A 17,482-nucleotide genomic window follows, 5' to 3' on the forward strand; every position below is an offset into this window, starting at 1 on the left:
GCGCTAAATATTCAAATCTAAGCGCTTTTTTATGTTGCTCTGAGCAGCTTAAAAATCGCCCTAATTTAAATACATTTCATGACTATAAACAACTTCATGACCATTCCAATAAATATAGCCTTTTTCAATCAACTCTTTAAGCAATAAACGGATATCTGATTTTGGAAACATTTGCTCCAATAAATCACGCAACTCATAAATATCTTTAGGTTTATCAGTTTTTAAATTATTCAATTTATGAATAACTTCAATTTGCACTGGATCTATTTTTGCAAAGTTTTTAAACAAAACCTGATGTACTGCACCCACTGAATCTTGCTGATCCATTTCGTGTAACACCTGATCTGAATCAACACGTAATTTTTCTAAAATTTGATCAATTTTTTCAAGTTTGATATTGGGTTGTGCTGCGGATTCAGTCTCAGTTGGAAGTGCTAAAACAGGTTTATCGATATCGAGACTTGTCCATTGTTTCAAGACTTTTTTACGATAAGCCACCTGATCATCAAAGCGTTTGACAATTTTTAAATTGATTAACATTCCAACCAGATGCTGAGCTTTTTCTGGCACAACTTGCAAAATATTCACAATAGAATTCTTTAATTTTTCAATGGTATTCGGTTTGCCTGTCATCTCTCCCAAAGCATCGCAATACTTTTTAACCATTTGCAAATACGGCTTATTTTGAATGGTTTGTAGACTAGGTATCGAGTACTTGTTGCGTTGACGTTCCAACGTGGATTGGACTTGAATAAAACTACACGCTAGATCAGCGCTACGCATCAGATCTAACAATAAGGAACAACTTGGCATCGCAGAAATGACTTCAATCTGCATCTCTGGCTCTAATAATGCCAATAATTGTCCCACCACAACTGCATATTCATATTCCTTTTCAGATGCATTCGGTACTTCTAAAATCACCACCTGACCACTGCTCACCCAGCCTGAAAATTCAGTTAAATCTTCCAGTGAGTACTGGAATTGTCCCGTACAATTGAAAAGATAGAGTGTTGGGTAATGTTCAATAATCTCCCGCAGCATTTTGGCTGTAGGCATATTATTTTCAAGATCGAGAAGAACAGCTTTATTCGGCATGGTCAAAAAGTTTGCAACTGAACAGTGGCAAGCATTACAACCAGCTTTCAACAAAAGGTCAAATAAAATTGGAAATTTAATCCTAAATTCCCAATTCCATCTGACTTAAATGTATAAGCTTTAGATTTTAAAGATAAATATTATTGGATGGTTGCAATCACTTGATCAGCCTGACACGTGCTCCCGACTTCTTTCAGCAATTCAATTTGACCACTTTGATGTGCCAAAACTTGAACTTCCATTTTCATAGCTTCCATAATTGCCACAACTTGCCCTGCACTCACTTGCTCTCCGGTTTGGACTTTCCATGCAATAATGGCCCCATTAATAGGCGCTTGTAAGTGCTCAGGTTGAAGTGCGAACTCTGTGCTTTGCGCTGGTTGTTGCTCCACCTGAACTGCACCTTGAGCAAACATTCCTGCAGGTAGGCCTAGACGGTGTAATTTCCCATCAATTTCGATATAGCTTAAAACCATCGCTTGTTGATGCTGAGGAATCGCGCGTCGAGTTGATTTTAAGTCTTGTTTAAAATCATTTTCAATCCAACGCGTATGTACTTTAAATTCGTCGGTAAAATCAGGCTCATTCAGCACGGCACGATGAAAATCTAAAACTGAAGCCACCCCCTCAATTTTAAACTGCTTTAAAGCGCGTTTTGCGCGACGTATTGCGATTTCACGCGTTTCCCCCGTCACAATCAGCTTTGCCATTAAAGAATCGAAATGGCTGGAAACCAGAGAGCCTGTACGCACGCCAGTATCGACACGCACACCATGACCAAAAGGTGCTTCAAATAAACTTAGTGTACCAAATGCTGGAATAAAACCACGGCTAGGGTCTTCTGCATTGATACGAAACTCAATGGCATGGCCTTGTGCTTTAGGGGTTTCTTTGATCGATAATTCTTCGCCCAAAGCCACCTGAATTTGCTCAACCACCAAATCAACTCGCGCTGTTTCTTCGGTCACGGGATGTTCAACTTGCAACCGCGTATTGACTTCTAAAAATGATAAAGTTCCGTTTTGGCTCAATAAATACTCGACTGTCCCTGCTCCAACATACTGAGCAGCCTGACAAATATTTTTTGCTGAAGTTAAAATCTCTTGGTAAATCTCATCACTGATAAATGGTGCTGGAGATTCCTCAACTAATTTTTGATTGCGGCGCTGTAAAGAACAATCGCGTGTACCTAAGACCACCACATTCCCATGCAAGTCGGCAATCACTTGCGCTTCCACATGACGAGGATTGTCTAAGTACTGCTCAACAAAGCATTCGCCACGACCAAAGGCCGCTTTTGCTTCACGGACAGCAGAGTCATAGAGTTCTTTCACTTCTTCAAGCTTCCAAACCACTTTTAAACCACGACCACCACCACCAAATGCCGCTTTAATTGCAATAGGCAAGCCATATTGTTTTGCAAAGGCTAAAGCCTCATCTGCATTATTCAATGGGTCTTGTGTGCCTTGTACCAAAGGAGCACCCACTGAAGCAGCGATTTTACGTGCTTCAATTTTATCACCCAACTTGGTAATTGCTTCAGGAGATGGGCCTACCCACTTCAAGCCTGCATCAATCACAGCTTGTGCAAATTCAGCCCGTTCCGATAAAAAACCATAACCAGGATGCACCATGGTGGCTTTTGATTTTTTAGCAATATCAATAATGGCATCAATATTTAAATAGGTTTCTTTTGCGGTTGCGCCAACCAAACCCCATGCTTCATCTGCAAGTTCGACATGTAAACTGCCGATATCGTCATCTGCATACATTGCCACAGAAGCAATGCCCATATCACGACAAGCATGGATAATACGCACAGCAATTTCACCACGATTGGCAATCAATAATTTTTCATTTACATATTTTTGCTGGTTCATCTTAGTTCTCGATATCTACAAATTCGGCGATTTTTCTAAATTTGATATGGCAATCCGCAGGTATTTGTGCCACCAAATCCCAATGATGCTTGGCAACCGAAGCAATCACAGGATAACCACCTGTTAATGGGTGATCATTCATAAACAATACAGGTTGACCATTGGGTGGAATCTGCAAAGCACCAATACATGTGCCTTCGCTTTCCAATTCATGGTGAATCTTACGTGTTAAGGGCGCTTTCCCAGATAAACGTAATCCCACTCGATTACTTTCATTGGTGACTAACCATGCTTGATTGCACAGTTTTTCAATACTGCTTTGCTCAAACCAATCCGTTCGAGGTCCCATCACAATATCAAGTTCAATCGTATCGCCAAGGGACGGGAGATTGGATTTTGGCACTTCGTTGATGCTGATATTGGATGGGACGACTTGACCTTGGTAAATGACATCACCCGTTTTTAAAGGGGCTGGACCAAGAATGGCTAAACTGTCAAAAGAACAGCTATTTAAAATGGGTTGAATATCCAAACCACCACGAACCGCAAGATAATTGCGTAACCCTGCGCTCGGCGTTTGAATTTGAAATTCATCTCCCTCATCCAGTGCAATCGCCTGATAGCTGTCAAAATCTGCTTTTTGACCATCTGCAAATTTCACATGGATATTGGAAATTGCACCTGCCACGCTAATGACAGCTGAATTTTGCATGACTGCTTTTAAACCACCATTTAGCACCTCAATCACAGGCGTATCCGTTGGATTTCCCACGATTCGATTGGCACAATGCATCGAAGCGACATCCATCGCCCCTGCTGTACCCACACCGATATTGCTGTGCTGAAAACGGCCTTCATCTTGAATCGAAACTTGCAAGCCAGATGCCGTGATTTTGAATAGGGAGTGTTTTAAAGTTAAATCTTGTCGTGGTGTGATTTGCTTGGGCACATCCACAGATACAGGATGATGGGTTATATCCTCAAAATGCACCCGCATTCCTGGTCGTAAAAGCGCAGGATTTTGACGCTCCAAATCCCACATTTTTTCTGACGTTGTTCCAATCAATTGCCAGCCACCCGGACTATCTTTTGGGTAGATACCCGAGTATTGCCCAGCAAGCCCAAGTGAACCTGATGGAATTTTTTTACGTGGTGTTTTTAGACGAGGAATATCTGTAAAGGGCTGATCAAGGCTACTCATATAAGCAAAACCTGGAGCAAAGCCAATAAACGCAACGTCCCAAGTGCTTTGATGATGTTTTAATATCAGATCGGCTATAGAGAGGCCTTGAAGTTCCGCCACTTGTGCTAAATCTTCACCATCGTAACGAATCGGAATAATCACTTCCTGCGTATTTCGATCAAAGCCTGAATCAAGGTTTAAAGTACCAATCAAAACACTCAAGGTTTTAAAGTCAGTCTTGATTTCGTTAAAACAAATCAAAATTGTTTTTGCAGCAGGAATTAAATCTTTGATTCCATTCAAGTGTAAATTTTGCAATTTACTGTATAACGCCAAAGTTTCTTCTAAACTAGAAAGTTCAATCAAGAAACTGTCGGAATTTACCGATAAAAATCGCATTTACTGATCCTTTCTTGTCTTAACGCATCCACGCACGATCAGGTATGTCAGTAATCAACATATGTCCTGGTGCATGGCTAATGGCAAATGGGATTTTCGAGTTCATGATTGCAGCTTGAGGCGTTACACCACATGCCCAAAATACTGGAATTTCACCCTGTTCAATACGTGAGGCATCACCAAAATCTGGCTGATTGATGTCGCGTATGCCCAAACTTTCAGGATGACCAATATGTACGGGAGCACCATGAACACTCGGCATACGTGCCGTAATTTTTACAGCCTCAGCTATTTGATGGGCAGGAATGGGGCGCATAGAAACCACCATATTTCCTGAAATACGTCCAGCAGAAAGGCATTCGATATTACTCAAATACATCGGTACATTGGTCTTGTCATGGATATGACGCACTTCAATCCCCGCTTCTTGCAAAGCTGTTTCAAAGGAGAAACTACAGCCAATTAAAAAGGTCACTAAATCAGGATGCGCGTTATAAAGCTCACTCGCATCCGTGAGCTCATCAACCATTTCACCGTCTTTCCAAACACGATATCGTGGAAAATCCGTACGAATATCTGAGTCAGTAGCCAATCGAGAGTGGTATACGCCTTCTTCCAAAACATCTAATACAGGGCAGCTTTGCGGATTACGCTGTGCGTACAACAAGAAATCATATGCCCAGTCTTTAGGTACAGAAATCATATTCACTTGGGTCATCCCAGCAGCCATTCCTGCTGTAGGTTGGTCAAAACCTGCACGAATTTGTTGTCGCGCATCCAATGCAGCTTTTAGCTGAACTGGATCGGCTTTAATCTCTTTAAACATGTGTCTTGTCCTTATTGTTTTATGCACAAAATGAACGAACTTGAATGTCGTTTGTTAACAGCTCAGCTTTAATCGCTGCGGACATTTCTAGTGCACCTGCGGTATCACCATGCAAACAAATCGTATCGGCTTGAATTGGGGTAAATACGCCATCAATTGACTCAACCCCACCATTTTTCAACATCGCAACCACACGTTTTGCCACAAACTCAGCATCATGCAAAACAGCACCTTCCAAACGGCGTGAAACCAGTGAGCCATCGCGGTTATAAGCACGATCAGCAAAGGCTTCTGAAACCACTTTTAGACCTGCCTGACGTGCTTGTGCAACCAAATTTGACCCAGCCAAAGCAACCAGTACCAATGCAGGGTTATACATTTTAATAGCTTCAATCACGGCTTCGGCTTGTACAGAATCTTTGGCAATGGTGTTATACAACGCCCCATGCGGCTTGACATATTGCACTTTTGAACCAGCAACTTTTGCCAAACCGTCAAGCGCCGAAATTTGATAGAGCACATCCGCGATCAGCTCATCTTGAGACAAATCCATATTACGGCGACCAAAACCAACCAAATCTGGGTAGGAAACATGCGCACCAATCGTGACATCTAATTTCACTGCTTGTTGAAGCGTCTTCAATATTCCCAACGGGTCACCTGCATGAAAGCCACAGGCAATATTGGCGCTACTGACAACAGGTAAAATTTGCTCATCATTGCCCATTTTCCACGAGCCAAAACTTTCACCCAAGTCACTATTTAAATCGACATACATTGTGATCATTCCTTTTCAATTGAGTGTGGAGTTGATTAGAGCTTGGTGAGGTAATTAAATACCGTCGTGAATGACATATAACCCATCCACCATGTGAGTAAGCAGGTTAATACACCCAAAACCAGCAACCATTTTGGATAATTATAATTGCCCATCATGTCTTTACGACATGCCGCAACATAGACAAAAATCGTTAAACCAATTGGTAATACCAAACCATTAAAACCACCCACAAAGATCAGTAAGCCCGCAGGTGTTGCACCTAGAATCACGTAAAGCAACAGGGCTAAAGAAATAAAGCTAATGGTGAGGTAGTTGGTATGTTTAGTGGTTAAGTTCTGTTTAAATGCGGACATAAATGAAACAGAGGTATAGGCTGCACCAATTGTGCTACTGATTCCCGCTGCCCAAAAAATCAAACCAAACAGTTTAAAACCAAATGTACCCGCAGCATATTGGAATGCTTGCGCAGCTGGGTTGGCATCGTGACTTGCTAAATCAATATTTGCACCACTGACCACAACCCCTAAGAATGCCAAGAACAATACATAACGCATGATCCCGACCACCACAATACCTTTGGTTGCGGCTCTGGCCACTTCATCAATATTCTCTGGTCCAACCGCACCTTTGTCCAATAAACGATGTGCGCCCGCATAGCAGATATAACCACCTACGGTACCGCCAACAATAGTTGTAATGATGGCGAAATCAATTTGATCAGGTGCAAAAGTTTGTTGAACGGCTTGCCCCACTGGTGGCATGACAATGAATGCAACGATCACGATCAAAACGATTTTGAGCAACCCCAAAATAATCATGCTCTTGTCCATCGCCAGAGTGGCTTTTCTGGAAGCAAAAATCAGAATTGCCAAAGCACCACTCAGCACGCCGCCGACCTTGGTATCCAACCCAAAGAGTGCATTTAAGCCCAGTGCAGCACCCGCAATGTTACCGATACTAAAGAAAAACCCACCTAAAATGACCAGAAATGCGAGTAAGTAACCACTCCCCGGTAAGGCTTTATTGGCAATATCAGAAGCGCGCATTTGCGTTAAGGTGACCACACGCCAAATGTTTTGCTGAACAACATAATCAATAATGATCGAAACCAGGATTGCAAAGCCAAATGCAGCACCTAATTTCACTGTAAATACAGCGGTTTGAGTTAGAAAACCTGGCCCCATCGCAGACGTTGCCATCATAAAGATAGATGCAACAATTGCCCATTGACGGTCAGACAAAAAAGAAGATTTCAATAAAGACATGTAGGCGTTCCTCATCCATTTGAGCTTAATCAACGCTATTTCAAGTGAAACAAAGAACATCTATTTTTCTAAAATACGAGATTCTTTAATCCTTTAAACTTTTAAGATTTTCTGGTTATGCTGAACCAAATCTGTATTTCAAATAAAAGCATAGGCGAAGGTCAGTCACAATAAGACTTTATCCAAAATTCATTAAACATAAGATATTGAATTTATATATTTTTATTATTTTTAAAATCATTTAATAATGAATATTTATCACTTTCTATAAGTTCTCATTATCAATATTTCATATTTTTGCAATTTTTAAATCAAAACCAAAGCTGCATAAAATGCCGTTTTATTGTTCATTATCTAATTTTATTATTCAGCTTTTTCATGGCATTTTCCGAAGTTAAAACCGCTAAATCCGTCAACTTTTCTTTTAATGCGGTGTTATTGCCTTGTGTATAGATTGCGGTAAAGTGGAATGTCTTTAATTGGATTGGCGTATCCAAAATTTCCAATCGCCCATCTAAAATTTCTTTGATTGCCGTTAGTTTAGGTACCACTGCAATCCCTAAACCTTGTTCAGCTAAACGTAATAATGTGACCAACGAATAACTTGTGATGGATAGCGGTTCATCGATCTTCTGTTCTTTCATTTTGGCTTTGAGCTCTTTATAAGGATAGGTAATTCTTGGATAGGTTAAAATGGTATGCGACATCAATGTCCGCAATGACATCTGCCCGATTCCACCTTTAAATGAAGGTGATGCCAGAAAGCTTAATTCAAAATCACACAATGAACGTTCTATACATTCAAAAGGCAAAGTTGGCCCCAGTAAAAACGCCATATCCAAATCACCAATGCGTACACCTTCTTGTAAATCTGGAGTTAAATTCACCACGATTTCGATGGAAACTTTGGGAAACTCTTGCTGGACTTGCTCCATATACTCCACTAGCCAAGTATGGACAATCGTTTCGGAAACCCCCAAACGAATCGTTCCTGTTAAATACTGACTTTCTGTAAGTTCAGCCACCAAGTCTGTTTCCAGTCGCATAAACTTTTCAGCATATTTAAATAAGGTCATGCCCTTATGCGTGGCTTTGATTTGACGAGAACTGCGATCAAGCACTTTAAAACCGAGATCATTTTCAATCGCAGTAATTTTTTGAGAAATTGCAGGCTGTGTCGTGTGAAGCTTTGTTGCGGCTTTATTAAAACTGTTTAAGGTCACCACCCAATAAAATGCTTCGAGGTTTTTTAAGTTCATAATCCATTTTAACCCACAAATTTAGCGCTTGCGTTATGCAAATCCTTTGCCAATATCACTGCTATGTGTGAATTTACACCTGATTCAGCACACCTCAGCCACTCATATTTCACATCCGTTGCATCAATAATGCGGAGGACGATTGGTCATTGGGTCAAATGCTGCAATACCTTCTGACAAATCAGCAGATTCTATACGTTGGTAAATTAACTGCATTTGTTTTTTTAAATCAGCGATTTCCAAGCTTTGTTGCGCCACTTGATCATTTAATTGTTCGACTAAATCATCTAAAAATGCAATTCGGACTTGCAAATCTTCTATGGGTGCGGAAAATGACGCCTGATCATCAATATTTTTATGTTTAGTCATTTTTAGTCCTCAGTGTGGGATGTTTAGGAAACCGTATGGCCTATATTACTATAAGGGATGTCCAACTTGCGTTTGGTGGACCTGCCCTGCTCGATGGCGCAAACTTCAATTTAGAACGAGGCGAACGAGTCTGTCTGATTGGTCGTAACGGTGAAGGTAAGTCTACTTTACTCAAACTGATTGAGGGAAGTTTATTGCCTGATCAAGGTGAAATTGCATTACAAAATGGTATTACAATTTCTATGCTTGCTCAGGATGTACCGATGGATTCGGGCAAAGTTGCCGATATTGTTGCCGAAGGTGCAGGAGAAGCCGCGCTCGTCCTAAAAGAATACCATGAAGCCAGCGATGCTTGTGTATTAGGTGATATGGAAGCTTGTGATCGTATGGGCAACCTACAACATAAGCTCGATTTGCTCGATGGTTGGGCATTAGAAACCAAAGTAAATTCTATCTTGAGCAAAATGGGCTTAGATCCTGAAGCAGATTTAGCAGATTTATCAGGCGGGCGTAAACGCCGTGTACTTTTAGCACGTGCATTGTTGACGCAACCTGACGTTTTATTACTTGACGAACCAACCAACCATTTGGACGTAGAAAGTATTGAATGGTTAGAGAAATTCTTACTCGATCAAAACAATCTCACCCTGTTATTTATTTCCCATGACCGTGCTTTTGTTGACAGTATTGCGACACGTATTGTGGAGTTGGATCGTGGTGTTTTACGTAGTTATGAAGGTAACTACTCACGCTATCTCGACTTAAAAGCACAGCAAATGGAAGCTGAAGAAAAGCAGAATGCGCTGTTTGATAAACGCTTGGCTGAAGAGGAAACTTGGATTCGTCAAGGGATCAAAGCACGTCGTACCCGTAACGAAGGTCGTGTACGTGCATTAAAAGATTTACGTGAACAATCTAAAGCACGTCGCTCACAACAAGGTAAAGTGAGCATGGCGACTCAAGAGGCGAATCGTTCAGGTAAATTGGTCTTTGATATTGAACACTTAAGTGTGGCTTTTGGTGATAATGCACCGATTATTAAAGATTTCTCTGCGTTAGTACTGCGTGGCGACCGTATTGGTTTAGTCGGTGATAATGGTGTAGGTAAAACCACCTTGATTAAAGCCATTTTAGGTGAACTTGAACATGCCGGTTCGGTGAAAACAGGTACACAGCTTGAAGTGGCTTATTTTGACCAATTACGTAATGCGCTAGATCTTGAAAAATCAGTAATGGCCAACGTGTCTGAAGGCTCAGACTTTGTCGATGTTAATGGTGGTCGCCGTCATATCTACAGCTATTTACAAGACTTTTTATTCTCGCCTGAACGCGCACGTACTCCAGTAAAAGCACTTTCAGGTGGTGAGCGTAACCGTATCCTTTTGGCAAAGTTATTGCTTAAACCGTCTAACCTTATTGTGATGGATGAGCCAACCAATGACTTAGACATGGTGACTTTAGAATTACTCGAAGAGATGTTGAGTGATTATAAAGGGACTTTGTTATTGATCTCACATGACCGTGCATTTATGGATAATGTTGTGACATCAACTTGGGTATTTGATGGTAAAGGCAATATCGATGAATACATTGGTGGCTATCAAGACTATTTAGAACAACGTCCAGATCAACGTGTTGTCGATCAGAAAAGTGATGTAAAAAAAGCCATTGCTAAAGCGGAAGCTGCTGCGACGCCTGCTGAACCAGCCGTTAAAAAAGTGAAGTTGAGTTATAAAGATCAACGTGCTTTAGAACAGTTACCCGCAGAAATTGAAGCTTTGGAAAAAGAACAAGCTGAACTGACTGCAAAACTTGCAGATGGTTCTTGGTTTTTGACTGATGCAGATGCAGCCACCAAAGCGTCGCAACGACTTGGTGAGATTGATGAACTGATGCTTGAAAAAATGGAGCGTTGGGATGCATTAGAAGAAATGATCAAAGGTTAATTCTTGTAAAATCTTTAAATAAAAAAACTCCGCAAATATGCGGAGTTTTTATTGAGCCTGCCGACATTGAAACCAACAACATAGATCAATCATCTTATAGATATACAATACATATTTTCAGCTTTATGTATTAACCAGATTCAAAGACATTGAAACATAACGCAACCCATGATTTTCAATGGTTTCATCTTTCACCACAAAGCCAAATCGTTCATAAACAGGTTGTGCATTACAGCTTGAATTTACCGTAAATACTGAAACACCAGACTTTTGCACCTCCTGCAAGATAAAGTTCCACATTGCTCGGCCAACTCCCTGAGCTTGCTTCTCTTTCGTTATAAAGAAATGAATCAAATGGACAGGATTCTTATACGCAATAACACCGATCATCTGCTGATGATTGCTATAAACAAAATAGTGAATTTCAGGATTCTCAAACATTTTTTCAATCATACTTACGCAAAACAGTTGTCGCCCACTGTCATTAATTGCAAACTCATCAATAAAAGGCGCAATCAATTGGGTAATTGCAATTAAGTCCTTTATGGTTGCTCTTCTGATTGTCTTATTCATGTGAGAGGCATTCCAATAGTGGAGTAGCAGTAAAAGATCAAAATGCTAAATTTAAGTCTGTAATCAGAGTTCCGTTCTCTAGCTAATACTTTAAATGATACATAACAGACTCTTTCATTTTTAAAAATAAACGCACTTATTTAAATGGCTCAGTTCAAGTTAAAATGACGGCAATACTTTACTGATTAAAATTAAATAAAACTTAAAAAATCAAAGCACTTACCATTCCCCACTCATCTTACCAATGATCATTTCATTTATACTGAATTTCGCTACAAGCACTTCATGATGTTTCCATACAAATCCACCAAGATATGATTATCGAATCTAGTTCAGATCTCGAATTATTTAGTGAGAATATGATCATGAAAAAAGTTACATCATTACTTGTTGCAGCATTCACCACAGCAATTTTCGCAGGCTCTGCAATGGCAGCGACTCCAGCTCAGCATTCAACTCAAGCGGTTAAAACCCATCAAGTGCAAAAACAACATAAAGCTGGTCATAGCCAAAAACACCATGCTGCTGCACAAAAATCAGCAACAGCAAAAAAAGTAGAGGGTAAAGCAGCAACCAAATAATCCACTTTAAAACGTTGTTTTAAAACTGTTGCTTTATAAAATTATGATCCTCATGCTTAAAAGCTACACCAACAGTGTAGCTTTTAAATTTTTAGCGAATGCTCTGGATCGCTTCAAATCCATTCAGCTACTTTAAACCAAACTTCTCAACTGGCTTAATTAACCATAAGGACAATTTTCTTAATAAAATATCAAAAAATTGCTGTTGCAACATCCAGCAGGTCAATACAGATAAACCAATACAAATCCCAATTTCCACAAAAATATGAAAATCCAGTTGCCAATAACGTGCAATCAACATCACCACAAAACCATGTAGCAAATACACCGCAAAGGTGTTTTTTCCAAGTTGCACACAGCCAATATTCAATAGTTTTGTCCATGCAAACATCGCGAAAATGCCCAAACTCGACACCAAAAGACAGCCTATTCTGATCCACGTACCATCCCACATACTTACCTTAAGTTGCTGATAACTTAAACTGCCATATAACCAAAATGGGTTGATTTGGGTGAAATATACCAAGCTTGTAATGCCCATTACGATGAATCCAGCTAAAATTTGAGTGAATTTAAATTGCTGAATTTTCTCGACAATGGTTTTGCCATAAAGTGCACCCATAATAAAAAATGGAAAAAAGCTAAAAATTCTTCCGATAGAGTATTGGTAATTGTTCCATGGGCTTAAGCCGACACATAAAGCAAGAATCAGTGCAATCAGCAGTGCAAATTTTGTTTTTATCAAAAAATGGGTAAGCGTTGTCCATACCATCATGCCCAACAGATACCATAAGATCCAATAAGGTCGTTCAAACACATTCCAATTAAGCTGAAATTTACCTGACCAGATCGCATCAAATGCAGGAAATAAAATTTGAAAAGGTAAATAGAGCGCGAAAAAAAATAAAATATTCTTAAACCATTTACTGTCTTTAAACAACATGCCCGAAATAAAGATAAAAGCAGGCATATGTACAAAATAAATCGTACCTAATAAGACATGATCAATCGGATCTTTCCAACCGATCATGCGTTCTAGAAAATGCCCGAGAACCACTAGAAATATCAGTGTTGCCTTACAACTGTCTAAGTATGTATCTCTCATCGCAAGGTTGTCTAAAATAGTCAGTGAATAACTACGATTATATACCTAAAACATGCACCTGCTTTTGATCAATCTCAGCAAGATGCTGGCGATAGATTTTAAAATTTTCCAAATCAAAACACACGAAACTGACTTCCTCTAAGTTGTTCGTCTGAGTTAAAAACTTAGTCACGCTGTTTATGGCGATAAATGCTGCCTCTGATTTGGGAAAACGATAAATCCCTGTTGAAATATTCGGAAACGCCAGTGTTTTTAGCTGATATTGCTCAGCGAGTCTTAAGCTATTGAGATAGGCTTTCTCAAGAAGTTCATTTTCAGCATGCTGTCCATCTTGCCAAGTGGGACCCACTGTATGAATCACATAATTACAGGGCAACAACCCCGCTGTGGTAATCACTGCTTCACCAACTGCACAACCACCCTGTCGAGCTCGGATCTTTTGACAATCCTCCAAAATAGCAGAACCTCCTTTACGATGAATTGTACCATCCACACCACCACCGCCAAGTAACGAGGTATTGGCAGCATTCACAATTGCATCCACCTTTTGAACTGTAATATCACCTTGAATTAACCGAATTATTTTCACGTCATGCTTCCTTGCGTATCCTCAATGAGAGTGAATGACATCTTGAATTTTCTTCTTTAAACCGCTTCATGCTACACTCCTTTCAGTTTTAACTTCCCCAAAATTTACAAAACTGCTATGAGTAAAAAGCATCAATACGAGCCTGGAAAATTTTATTGGGCATTTTTACATCCGAAATATTGGGGAATCTGGATTGCGATTGTATTTTTGATGATCCTCGCGATCTTGCCTTGGGCAATTCAGTACCGCTTAGCAACACTGTTAGGCAATATTGCCTTTGACCGACTGAAATCACGTCGTGAAACAACAACGCGTAATTTAGAAGTCTGCTTTCCAGAATGGTCGCCTGAACAAGTCATCGACAACTCAAGACAAGTCTTTGTTGATCAAATGGTCGGGGTCTTTGAAACCTTAAATGCATGGTATTCACCACAATGGTTTAAAAACCGTGTCAGCATTGAAGGGCTAGAGCATATCCAACAGGCCAAACAAAACGGTCAAGGTATATTGCTACTCGGCACTCATAGCACCATGCTTGATGCTGGTGGTTATTTATGTGCACAATTTTTTGAACCCGATGTGGTGTATCGCCCACAGAATAATCCTTTACTCGATATGCTGATTTATCGTTGTCGTGCAACGATTTATAAAGCGCAGATTGATCATGATGATATGCGTGGATTGATTCGCCATCTGAAAGAAGGTGATGCGATTTGGTATAGTCCAGATCAGGATTTTGGATTAAAACAAGGGGTGATGGCTCCCTTTTTTGGTACACCCGCTGCAACGGTAACGGCGCATCGACGTTTATTGAAAATATCAAAAGCTGTCGCAATCCCACTGTATTTTTATCGTGATGGTGATATCAAAGATCCAAAATATCATGTGCTTATTGAACCTGCTGTTGATCCATTACCCAGTGAAGATGAAATGGATGATGCGATTCGTGTCAATAAAATCATTGAAAATCAACTGCGGATCGCACCGACACAATATATGTGGTTTCATCGTCGCTTTAAAACACGTCCAAAAGGCTACCAGAAAATCTATTAAGTTTAAGTGTTTTTGTTTTAACAATCAGGAGATATAAAATATCTCCTTTTTTATTTTGGTCATCTCGCGTCTAAATAGCATCGTTCATGGCGAACTGCGTCTAGTTACACATGCCCACTTTCTTGATCAAACAAAGCGAATTAAGATTTATCAATAATAAATTCAAATTTAAGGAAAATAAAACAATGAATATCACCAATAAAGTTCTTTTTTCATGTTTGATCAGTTCCAGTTTGATGTTTGCTGCATGTTCAGAGCAAAAAGCAGATATCGCCCAAAACAAAACCTCAGAAACTACGTCTAGTGCAACAATTCAAGGCAATTGGAAAAGCAAAGCGACTGAACTGAGTACAGCCAACGCAACAGAGATTACAACAGACTTGGCTCAACTTAATCAGATCGTCAATCACGCAAATACGCAAGCACTTCAATTAAGAGCGGAGCTTCAATCAGCTGCTCCCCAACCTGAAAAGCGCCAGCATATTTTACTCAAAGCCAATGATATACAAGCGAAAACTCAACAACAAATCATGGCATTAAATTTAAAAAGCAGTGAAGTACAAAGTCTACGCACACAAATGATTGATAATTTAATCACCAGTCAGAAAATGTATACGCTTTCAACAGCCCCAGATTTTGATGCAAATGCACCCAGCGATGAATTTGAGCAACTTGGTAAACGCTCAATGGCGCTTCAACAAAAAATTTCTGCTGAAATGGACGCCTTAAATCAACATTATGGAAAATAAAAAACAATCTGGATCATAAGCGGGTTAAGTAGAAAGACCTAACCTTTCCATACCCGAAAACGTGCCATCGCCCAAATCACATAAGGCCAAAAAATCATATTGACTATGCTATGGATACTTTCCCAAATACGCCAATAGCCTCTACCAAAAATATCTGCGCGTGCATTAAAGATTTCAATTACAAAGGCAAGCACCACTGTGGCGATAATCGCAAAATTTGATTTAAGTTGTCTTTTATGAATTGCAGCAACAATAAAATAGATAATTAAACCTACATAGATAAATAAAGCATCACTACTTAAACCTGTAAAATGTTTAAGACTTGAAGCGAATTCTTGAACTTTTGCGAGAAACATAGCCACTCTTTTTTATTTTCAATTTTGTCTATTCTAAATTATATACCATAAATAAAGCATAACCCGAGTTCTGCATCCTGCAAAACTCGGGTTCATGAGGTTGTGCTTTCACATCTTATTCTTATTTTCTTGGTTATCCATTCCAACATCAAATCCTTGATGATTGCTCCATCGACTTTGTCTTCCTTAGTGAGATTTTCCGTTCTCATTCCCTGTGTCGATAAGTAAAGATTAAAACGAATATGCTTTGCATGCTATCCGCTTAGGGCCTAAATCCATGTAAGTAATTGCTTACAAAAATCAGCCATTTTTTAATTTTATTGTCAGACAATCAGGTTCCAGCTTTATAACTTTGCGCAATTTCATCAGTCACCAACTTCTCCTCTTTCTCTGCTTTTTCAATCCCTTCCTGAATTGCCTCTTGCGCTTCCCTTTCATCTGCATCGGTTTGCTCTAACTCTTCTTGAGTTTGCTCAAAAATACGCCCTGTTTGTAATACCACATAAATCGGAAAATGATCTGAACCCACATGAGGCAACCGCTGCATATGTACTAAAGCAAAATCTGTACTGTGAAATAAATGATCCAAAGACCATCTCAAAAATTTATAGTCAGCATGGAAGGTGTTGATATATCTGCGCCCCACACGTGGATCGAGCAAACCACTAATACGCTGAAATAAACGTGTTGTACGTGACCAAGCAACATCGTTTAAATCCCCCATAACAATACAGCTCTCATCCAAGTCTTTGATCTGATCCCCCACAATAAGCAATTCAGCATCACGTAAAGTCGAGTCTTTGGCTTCCGTCGGGCTTGGTGGTTTAGGATGTAAACAATACAGTTGCACCGCTTGCCCAGATGGTAAAATCACCGTGGTATGAATAGACGGAATTTCATCACTGAGAATGAATTTAACCTCTGTATCGACCAACTTGAGTTTGCTATACAAATGCATCCCATAGAGATTATCTAAAGGTATAGCCACACGATAAGGATAATCTTTTTCAATTTGAGCCAATTCATTTTGCCAAGTTTGATCAGTTTCAAGTGTCAAAACAATATCTGGCTGGTGCTGTTCAATTTGCTCAAGTAATAAGTGATATTGATCATTCGGTGTCAGCACATTCGACACAATAACTGAAATTTGCTGATCAGGATTAAGCTGATCTTTAGTCACCTGTTTGACTTGTTTCTTCCAAATGAAGGTATAAGGCAAAACCATCTTTAATTGAAAAGCTAAGGCAGCAATCAATAAAAATAAAATCACTTCACGAACCAAGTCCCACGGCGCTGTCCAAAATAACATCAATACCAATGCAATCAGACCAACAAATAATATCTGCAAGCGTGGAAAATCAGCACCTCTAAACCACCATTCATCACGGGGAATCAGTGACCAGAAACTTAGCCAAATCACAATCAAAGCAAGTACTTCTATCCAGATCATATTTTGTCACTCTTATATTC

General features: G+C 39.7%; 16 protein-coding genes and 1 pseudogene. 4 read left to right on the top strand and 13 right to left on the bottom strand.

What is annotated here, in order from left to right:
- Nucleotides 1–60 precede the first annotated feature (60 nt).
- From FY049_RS12080 to FY049_RS12115, 8 genes and pseudogenes are all read right to left on the bottom strand, one after another.
- The gene (locus FY049_RS12080) at nucleotides 61–1,098 is read right to left on the bottom strand and encodes a hypothetical protein (protein ID WP_224964684.1); all 1,038 of its coding nucleotides are present in this window, start codon (nucleotides 1,096–1,098) and stop codon (nucleotides 61–63) included.
- A 140-nt stretch (nucleotides 1,099–1,238) separates the two neighbouring features.
- Nucleotides 1,239–2,978 carry an acetyl/propionyl/methylcrotonyl-CoA carboxylase subunit alpha gene (locus tag FY049_RS12085; RefSeq protein WP_056516905.1) on the bottom strand — a complete coding sequence of 580 codons (1,740 nt, stop codon included), beginning with the start codon at nucleotides 2,976–2,978 and terminating at the stop codon, nucleotides 1,239–1,241.
- Nucleotide 2,979: 1 nt separating this feature from the next.
- Nucleotides 2,980–4,560: a 5-oxoprolinase subunit B/C family protein gene (locus tag FY049_RS12090; protein ID WP_224964683.1), complete on the bottom strand. Its 1,581-nt coding sequence runs from the start codon at nucleotides 4,558–4,560 to the stop codon at nucleotides 2,980–2,982.
- Nucleotides 4,561–4,579: 19 nt separating this feature from the next.
- Entirely contained in the window at nucleotides 4,580–5,386 is an 807-nt protein-coding gene (locus FY049_RS12095; RefSeq protein WP_446083764.1) for a putative hydro-lyase, read from the bottom strand.
- 19 nt (nucleotides 5,387–5,405) lie between these two features.
- The gene (locus FY049_RS12100) at nucleotides 5,406–6,164 is read right to left on the bottom strand and encodes a LamB/YcsF family protein (RefSeq protein ID WP_004718041.1); all 759 of its coding nucleotides are present in this window, start codon (nucleotides 6,162–6,164) and stop codon (nucleotides 5,406–5,408) included.
- A 35-nt stretch (nucleotides 6,165–6,199) separates the two neighbouring features.
- Nucleotides 6,200–7,451: pseudogene (locus FY049_RS12105) on the bottom strand (NRAMP family divalent metal transporter).
- A 331-nt stretch (nucleotides 7,452–7,782) separates the two neighbouring features.
- Entirely contained in the window at nucleotides 7,783–8,691 is a 909-nt protein-coding gene (gene mumR, locus FY049_RS12110) for a LysR family transcriptional regulator MumR (protein WP_004718045.1), read from the bottom strand.
- Between the two features lie 123 nt (nucleotides 8,692–8,814).
- Complete coding sequence (locus FY049_RS12115; protein WP_004718047.1) at nucleotides 8,815–9,060, bottom strand: SlyX family protein; 246 nt, start codon at nucleotides 9,058–9,060, stop codon at nucleotides 8,815–8,817.
- A gap of 35 nt (nucleotides 9,061–9,095) precedes the next feature.
- Here FY049_RS12115 and FY049_RS12120 point away from each other — a divergent pair, with 35 nt between their 5' ends.
- Nucleotides 9,096–11,006, top strand: coding sequence for an ATP-binding cassette domain-containing protein (locus FY049_RS12120; RefSeq protein ID WP_446083765.1), 1,911 nt, complete (start codon nucleotides 9,096–9,098; stop codon nucleotides 11,004–11,006).
- 123 nt (nucleotides 11,007–11,129) lie between these two features.
- Here FY049_RS12120 and FY049_RS12125 read toward each other — a convergent pair whose 3' ends face one another.
- The gene (locus FY049_RS12125; RefSeq protein ID WP_446083766.1) at nucleotides 11,130–11,579 is read right to left on the bottom strand and encodes a GNAT family N-acetyltransferase; all 450 of its coding nucleotides are present in this window, start codon (nucleotides 11,577–11,579) and stop codon (nucleotides 11,130–11,132) included.
- Between the two features lie 365 nt (nucleotides 11,580–11,944).
- Between FY049_RS12125 and FY049_RS12130 the strand changes: the two genes are divergently transcribed.
- Entirely contained in the window at nucleotides 11,945–12,160 is a 216-nt protein-coding gene (locus FY049_RS12130; RefSeq protein ID WP_262782164.1) for a hypothetical protein, read from the top strand.
- A gap of 127 nt (nucleotides 12,161–12,287) precedes the next feature.
- On the opposite strand, the gene FY049_RS12135 is transcribed toward FY049_RS12130, so the two are convergent.
- On the bottom strand, nucleotides 12,288–13,265 hold the full coding sequence (locus tag FY049_RS12135; RefSeq protein ID WP_446083767.1) for an acyltransferase family protein: 978 nt from the start codon (nucleotides 13,263–13,265) through the stop codon (nucleotides 12,288–12,290).
- Between the two features lie 37 nt (nucleotides 13,266–13,302).
- On the bottom strand, nucleotides 13,303–13,854 hold the full coding sequence (locus FY049_RS12140; protein WP_446083768.1) for an O-acetyl-ADP-ribose deacetylase: 552 nt from the start codon (nucleotides 13,852–13,854) through the stop codon (nucleotides 13,303–13,305).
- A 117-nt stretch (nucleotides 13,855–13,971) separates the two neighbouring features.
- On the opposite strand from FY049_RS12140, the gene FY049_RS12145 reads away from it, so the two are divergent.
- Both FY049_RS12145 and FY049_RS12150 read left to right on the top strand, forming a co-directional pair.
- Nucleotides 13,972–14,907, top strand: coding sequence for an LpxL/LpxP family acyltransferase (locus FY049_RS12145; RefSeq protein ID WP_335954349.1), 936 nt, complete (start codon nucleotides 13,972–13,974; stop codon nucleotides 14,905–14,907).
- Between the two features lie 185 nt (nucleotides 14,908–15,092).
- The gene (locus tag FY049_RS12150; protein ID WP_166783073.1) at nucleotides 15,093–15,656 is read left to right on the top strand and encodes a hypothetical protein; all 564 of its coding nucleotides are present in this window, start codon (nucleotides 15,093–15,095) and stop codon (nucleotides 15,654–15,656) included.
- A 38-nt stretch (nucleotides 15,657–15,694) separates the two neighbouring features.
- On the opposite strand, the gene FY049_RS12155 is transcribed toward FY049_RS12150, so the two are convergent.
- Both FY049_RS12155 and FY049_RS12160 read right to left on the bottom strand, forming a co-directional pair.
- Nucleotides 15,695–16,012, bottom strand: a complete 318-nt coding sequence (locus FY049_RS12155; RefSeq protein WP_224964677.1) for a hypothetical protein — start codon at nucleotides 16,010–16,012, stop codon at nucleotides 15,695–15,697.
- A gap of 331 nt (nucleotides 16,013–16,343) precedes the next feature.
- Nucleotides 16,344–17,462, bottom strand: coding sequence for an endonuclease/exonuclease/phosphatase family protein (locus FY049_RS12160; protein ID WP_446083769.1), 1,119 nt, complete (start codon nucleotides 17,460–17,462; stop codon nucleotides 16,344–16,346).
- Nucleotides 17,463–17,482 lie beyond the last annotated feature (20 nt).

This window comes from Acinetobacter sp. 1125_18A (genome assembly GCF_052824985.1).

Excerpts from the sequence above, each read along its gene's own strand:
- FY049_RS12095 (WP_446083764.1), bottom strand. The coding sequence starts at position 5,386 with ATGTTTAAAGAGATTAAAGCCGATCCAGTTCAGCTAAAAGCTGCATTG.
- FY049_RS12150 (WP_166783073.1), top strand. The coding sequence starts at position 15,093 with ATGAATATCACCAATAAAGTTCTTTTTTCATGTTTGATCAGTTCCAGT.
- FY049_RS12130 (WP_262782164.1), top strand. The coding sequence starts at position 11,945 with ATGAAAAAAGTTACATCATTACTTGTTGCAGCATTCACCACAGCAATT.
- FY049_RS12090 (WP_224964683.1), bottom strand. The coding sequence starts at position 4,560 with ATGCGATTTTTATCGGTAAATTCCGACAGTTTCTTGATTGAACTTTCT.
- FY049_RS12135 (WP_446083767.1), bottom strand. The coding sequence starts at position 13,265 with ATGAGAGATACATACTTAGACAGTTGTAAGGCAACACTGATATTTCTA.
- FY049_RS12160 (WP_446083769.1), bottom strand. The coding sequence starts at position 17,462 with ATGATCTGGATAGAAGTACTTGCTTTGATTGTGATTTGGCTAAGTTTC.
- FY049_RS12115 (WP_004718047.1), bottom strand. The coding sequence starts at position 9,060 with ATGACTAAACATAAAAATATTGATGATCAGGCGTCATTTTCCGCACCC.
- FY049_RS12145 (WP_335954349.1), top strand. The coding sequence starts at position 13,972 with ATGAGTAAAAAGCATCAATACGAGCCTGGAAAATTTTATTGGGCATTT.
- FY049_RS12120 (WP_446083765.1), top strand. The coding sequence starts at position 9,096 with ATGGCCTATATTACTATAAGGGATGTCCAACTTGCGTTTGGTGGACCT.
- FY049_RS12100 (WP_004718041.1), bottom strand. The coding sequence starts at position 6,164 with ATGTATGTCGATTTAAATAGTGACTTGGGTGAAAGTTTTGGCTCGTGG.
- mumR (WP_004718045.1), bottom strand. The coding sequence starts at position 8,691 with ATGAACTTAAAAAACCTCGAAGCATTTTATTGGGTGGTGACCTTAAAC.
- FY049_RS12085 (WP_056516905.1), bottom strand. The coding sequence starts at position 2,978 with ATGAACCAGCAAAAATATGTAAATGAAAAATTATTGATTGCCAATCGT.
- FY049_RS12155 (WP_224964677.1), bottom strand. The coding sequence starts at position 16,012 with ATGTTTCTCGCAAAAGTTCAAGAATTCGCTTCAAGTCTTAAACATTTT.
- FY049_RS12080 (WP_224964684.1), bottom strand. The coding sequence starts at position 1,098 with ATGCCGAATAAAGCTGTTCTTCTCGATCTTGAAAATAATATGCCTACA.
- FY049_RS12125 (WP_446083766.1), bottom strand. The coding sequence starts at position 11,579 with ATGAATAAGACAATCAGAAGAGCAACCATAAAGGACTTAATTGCAATT.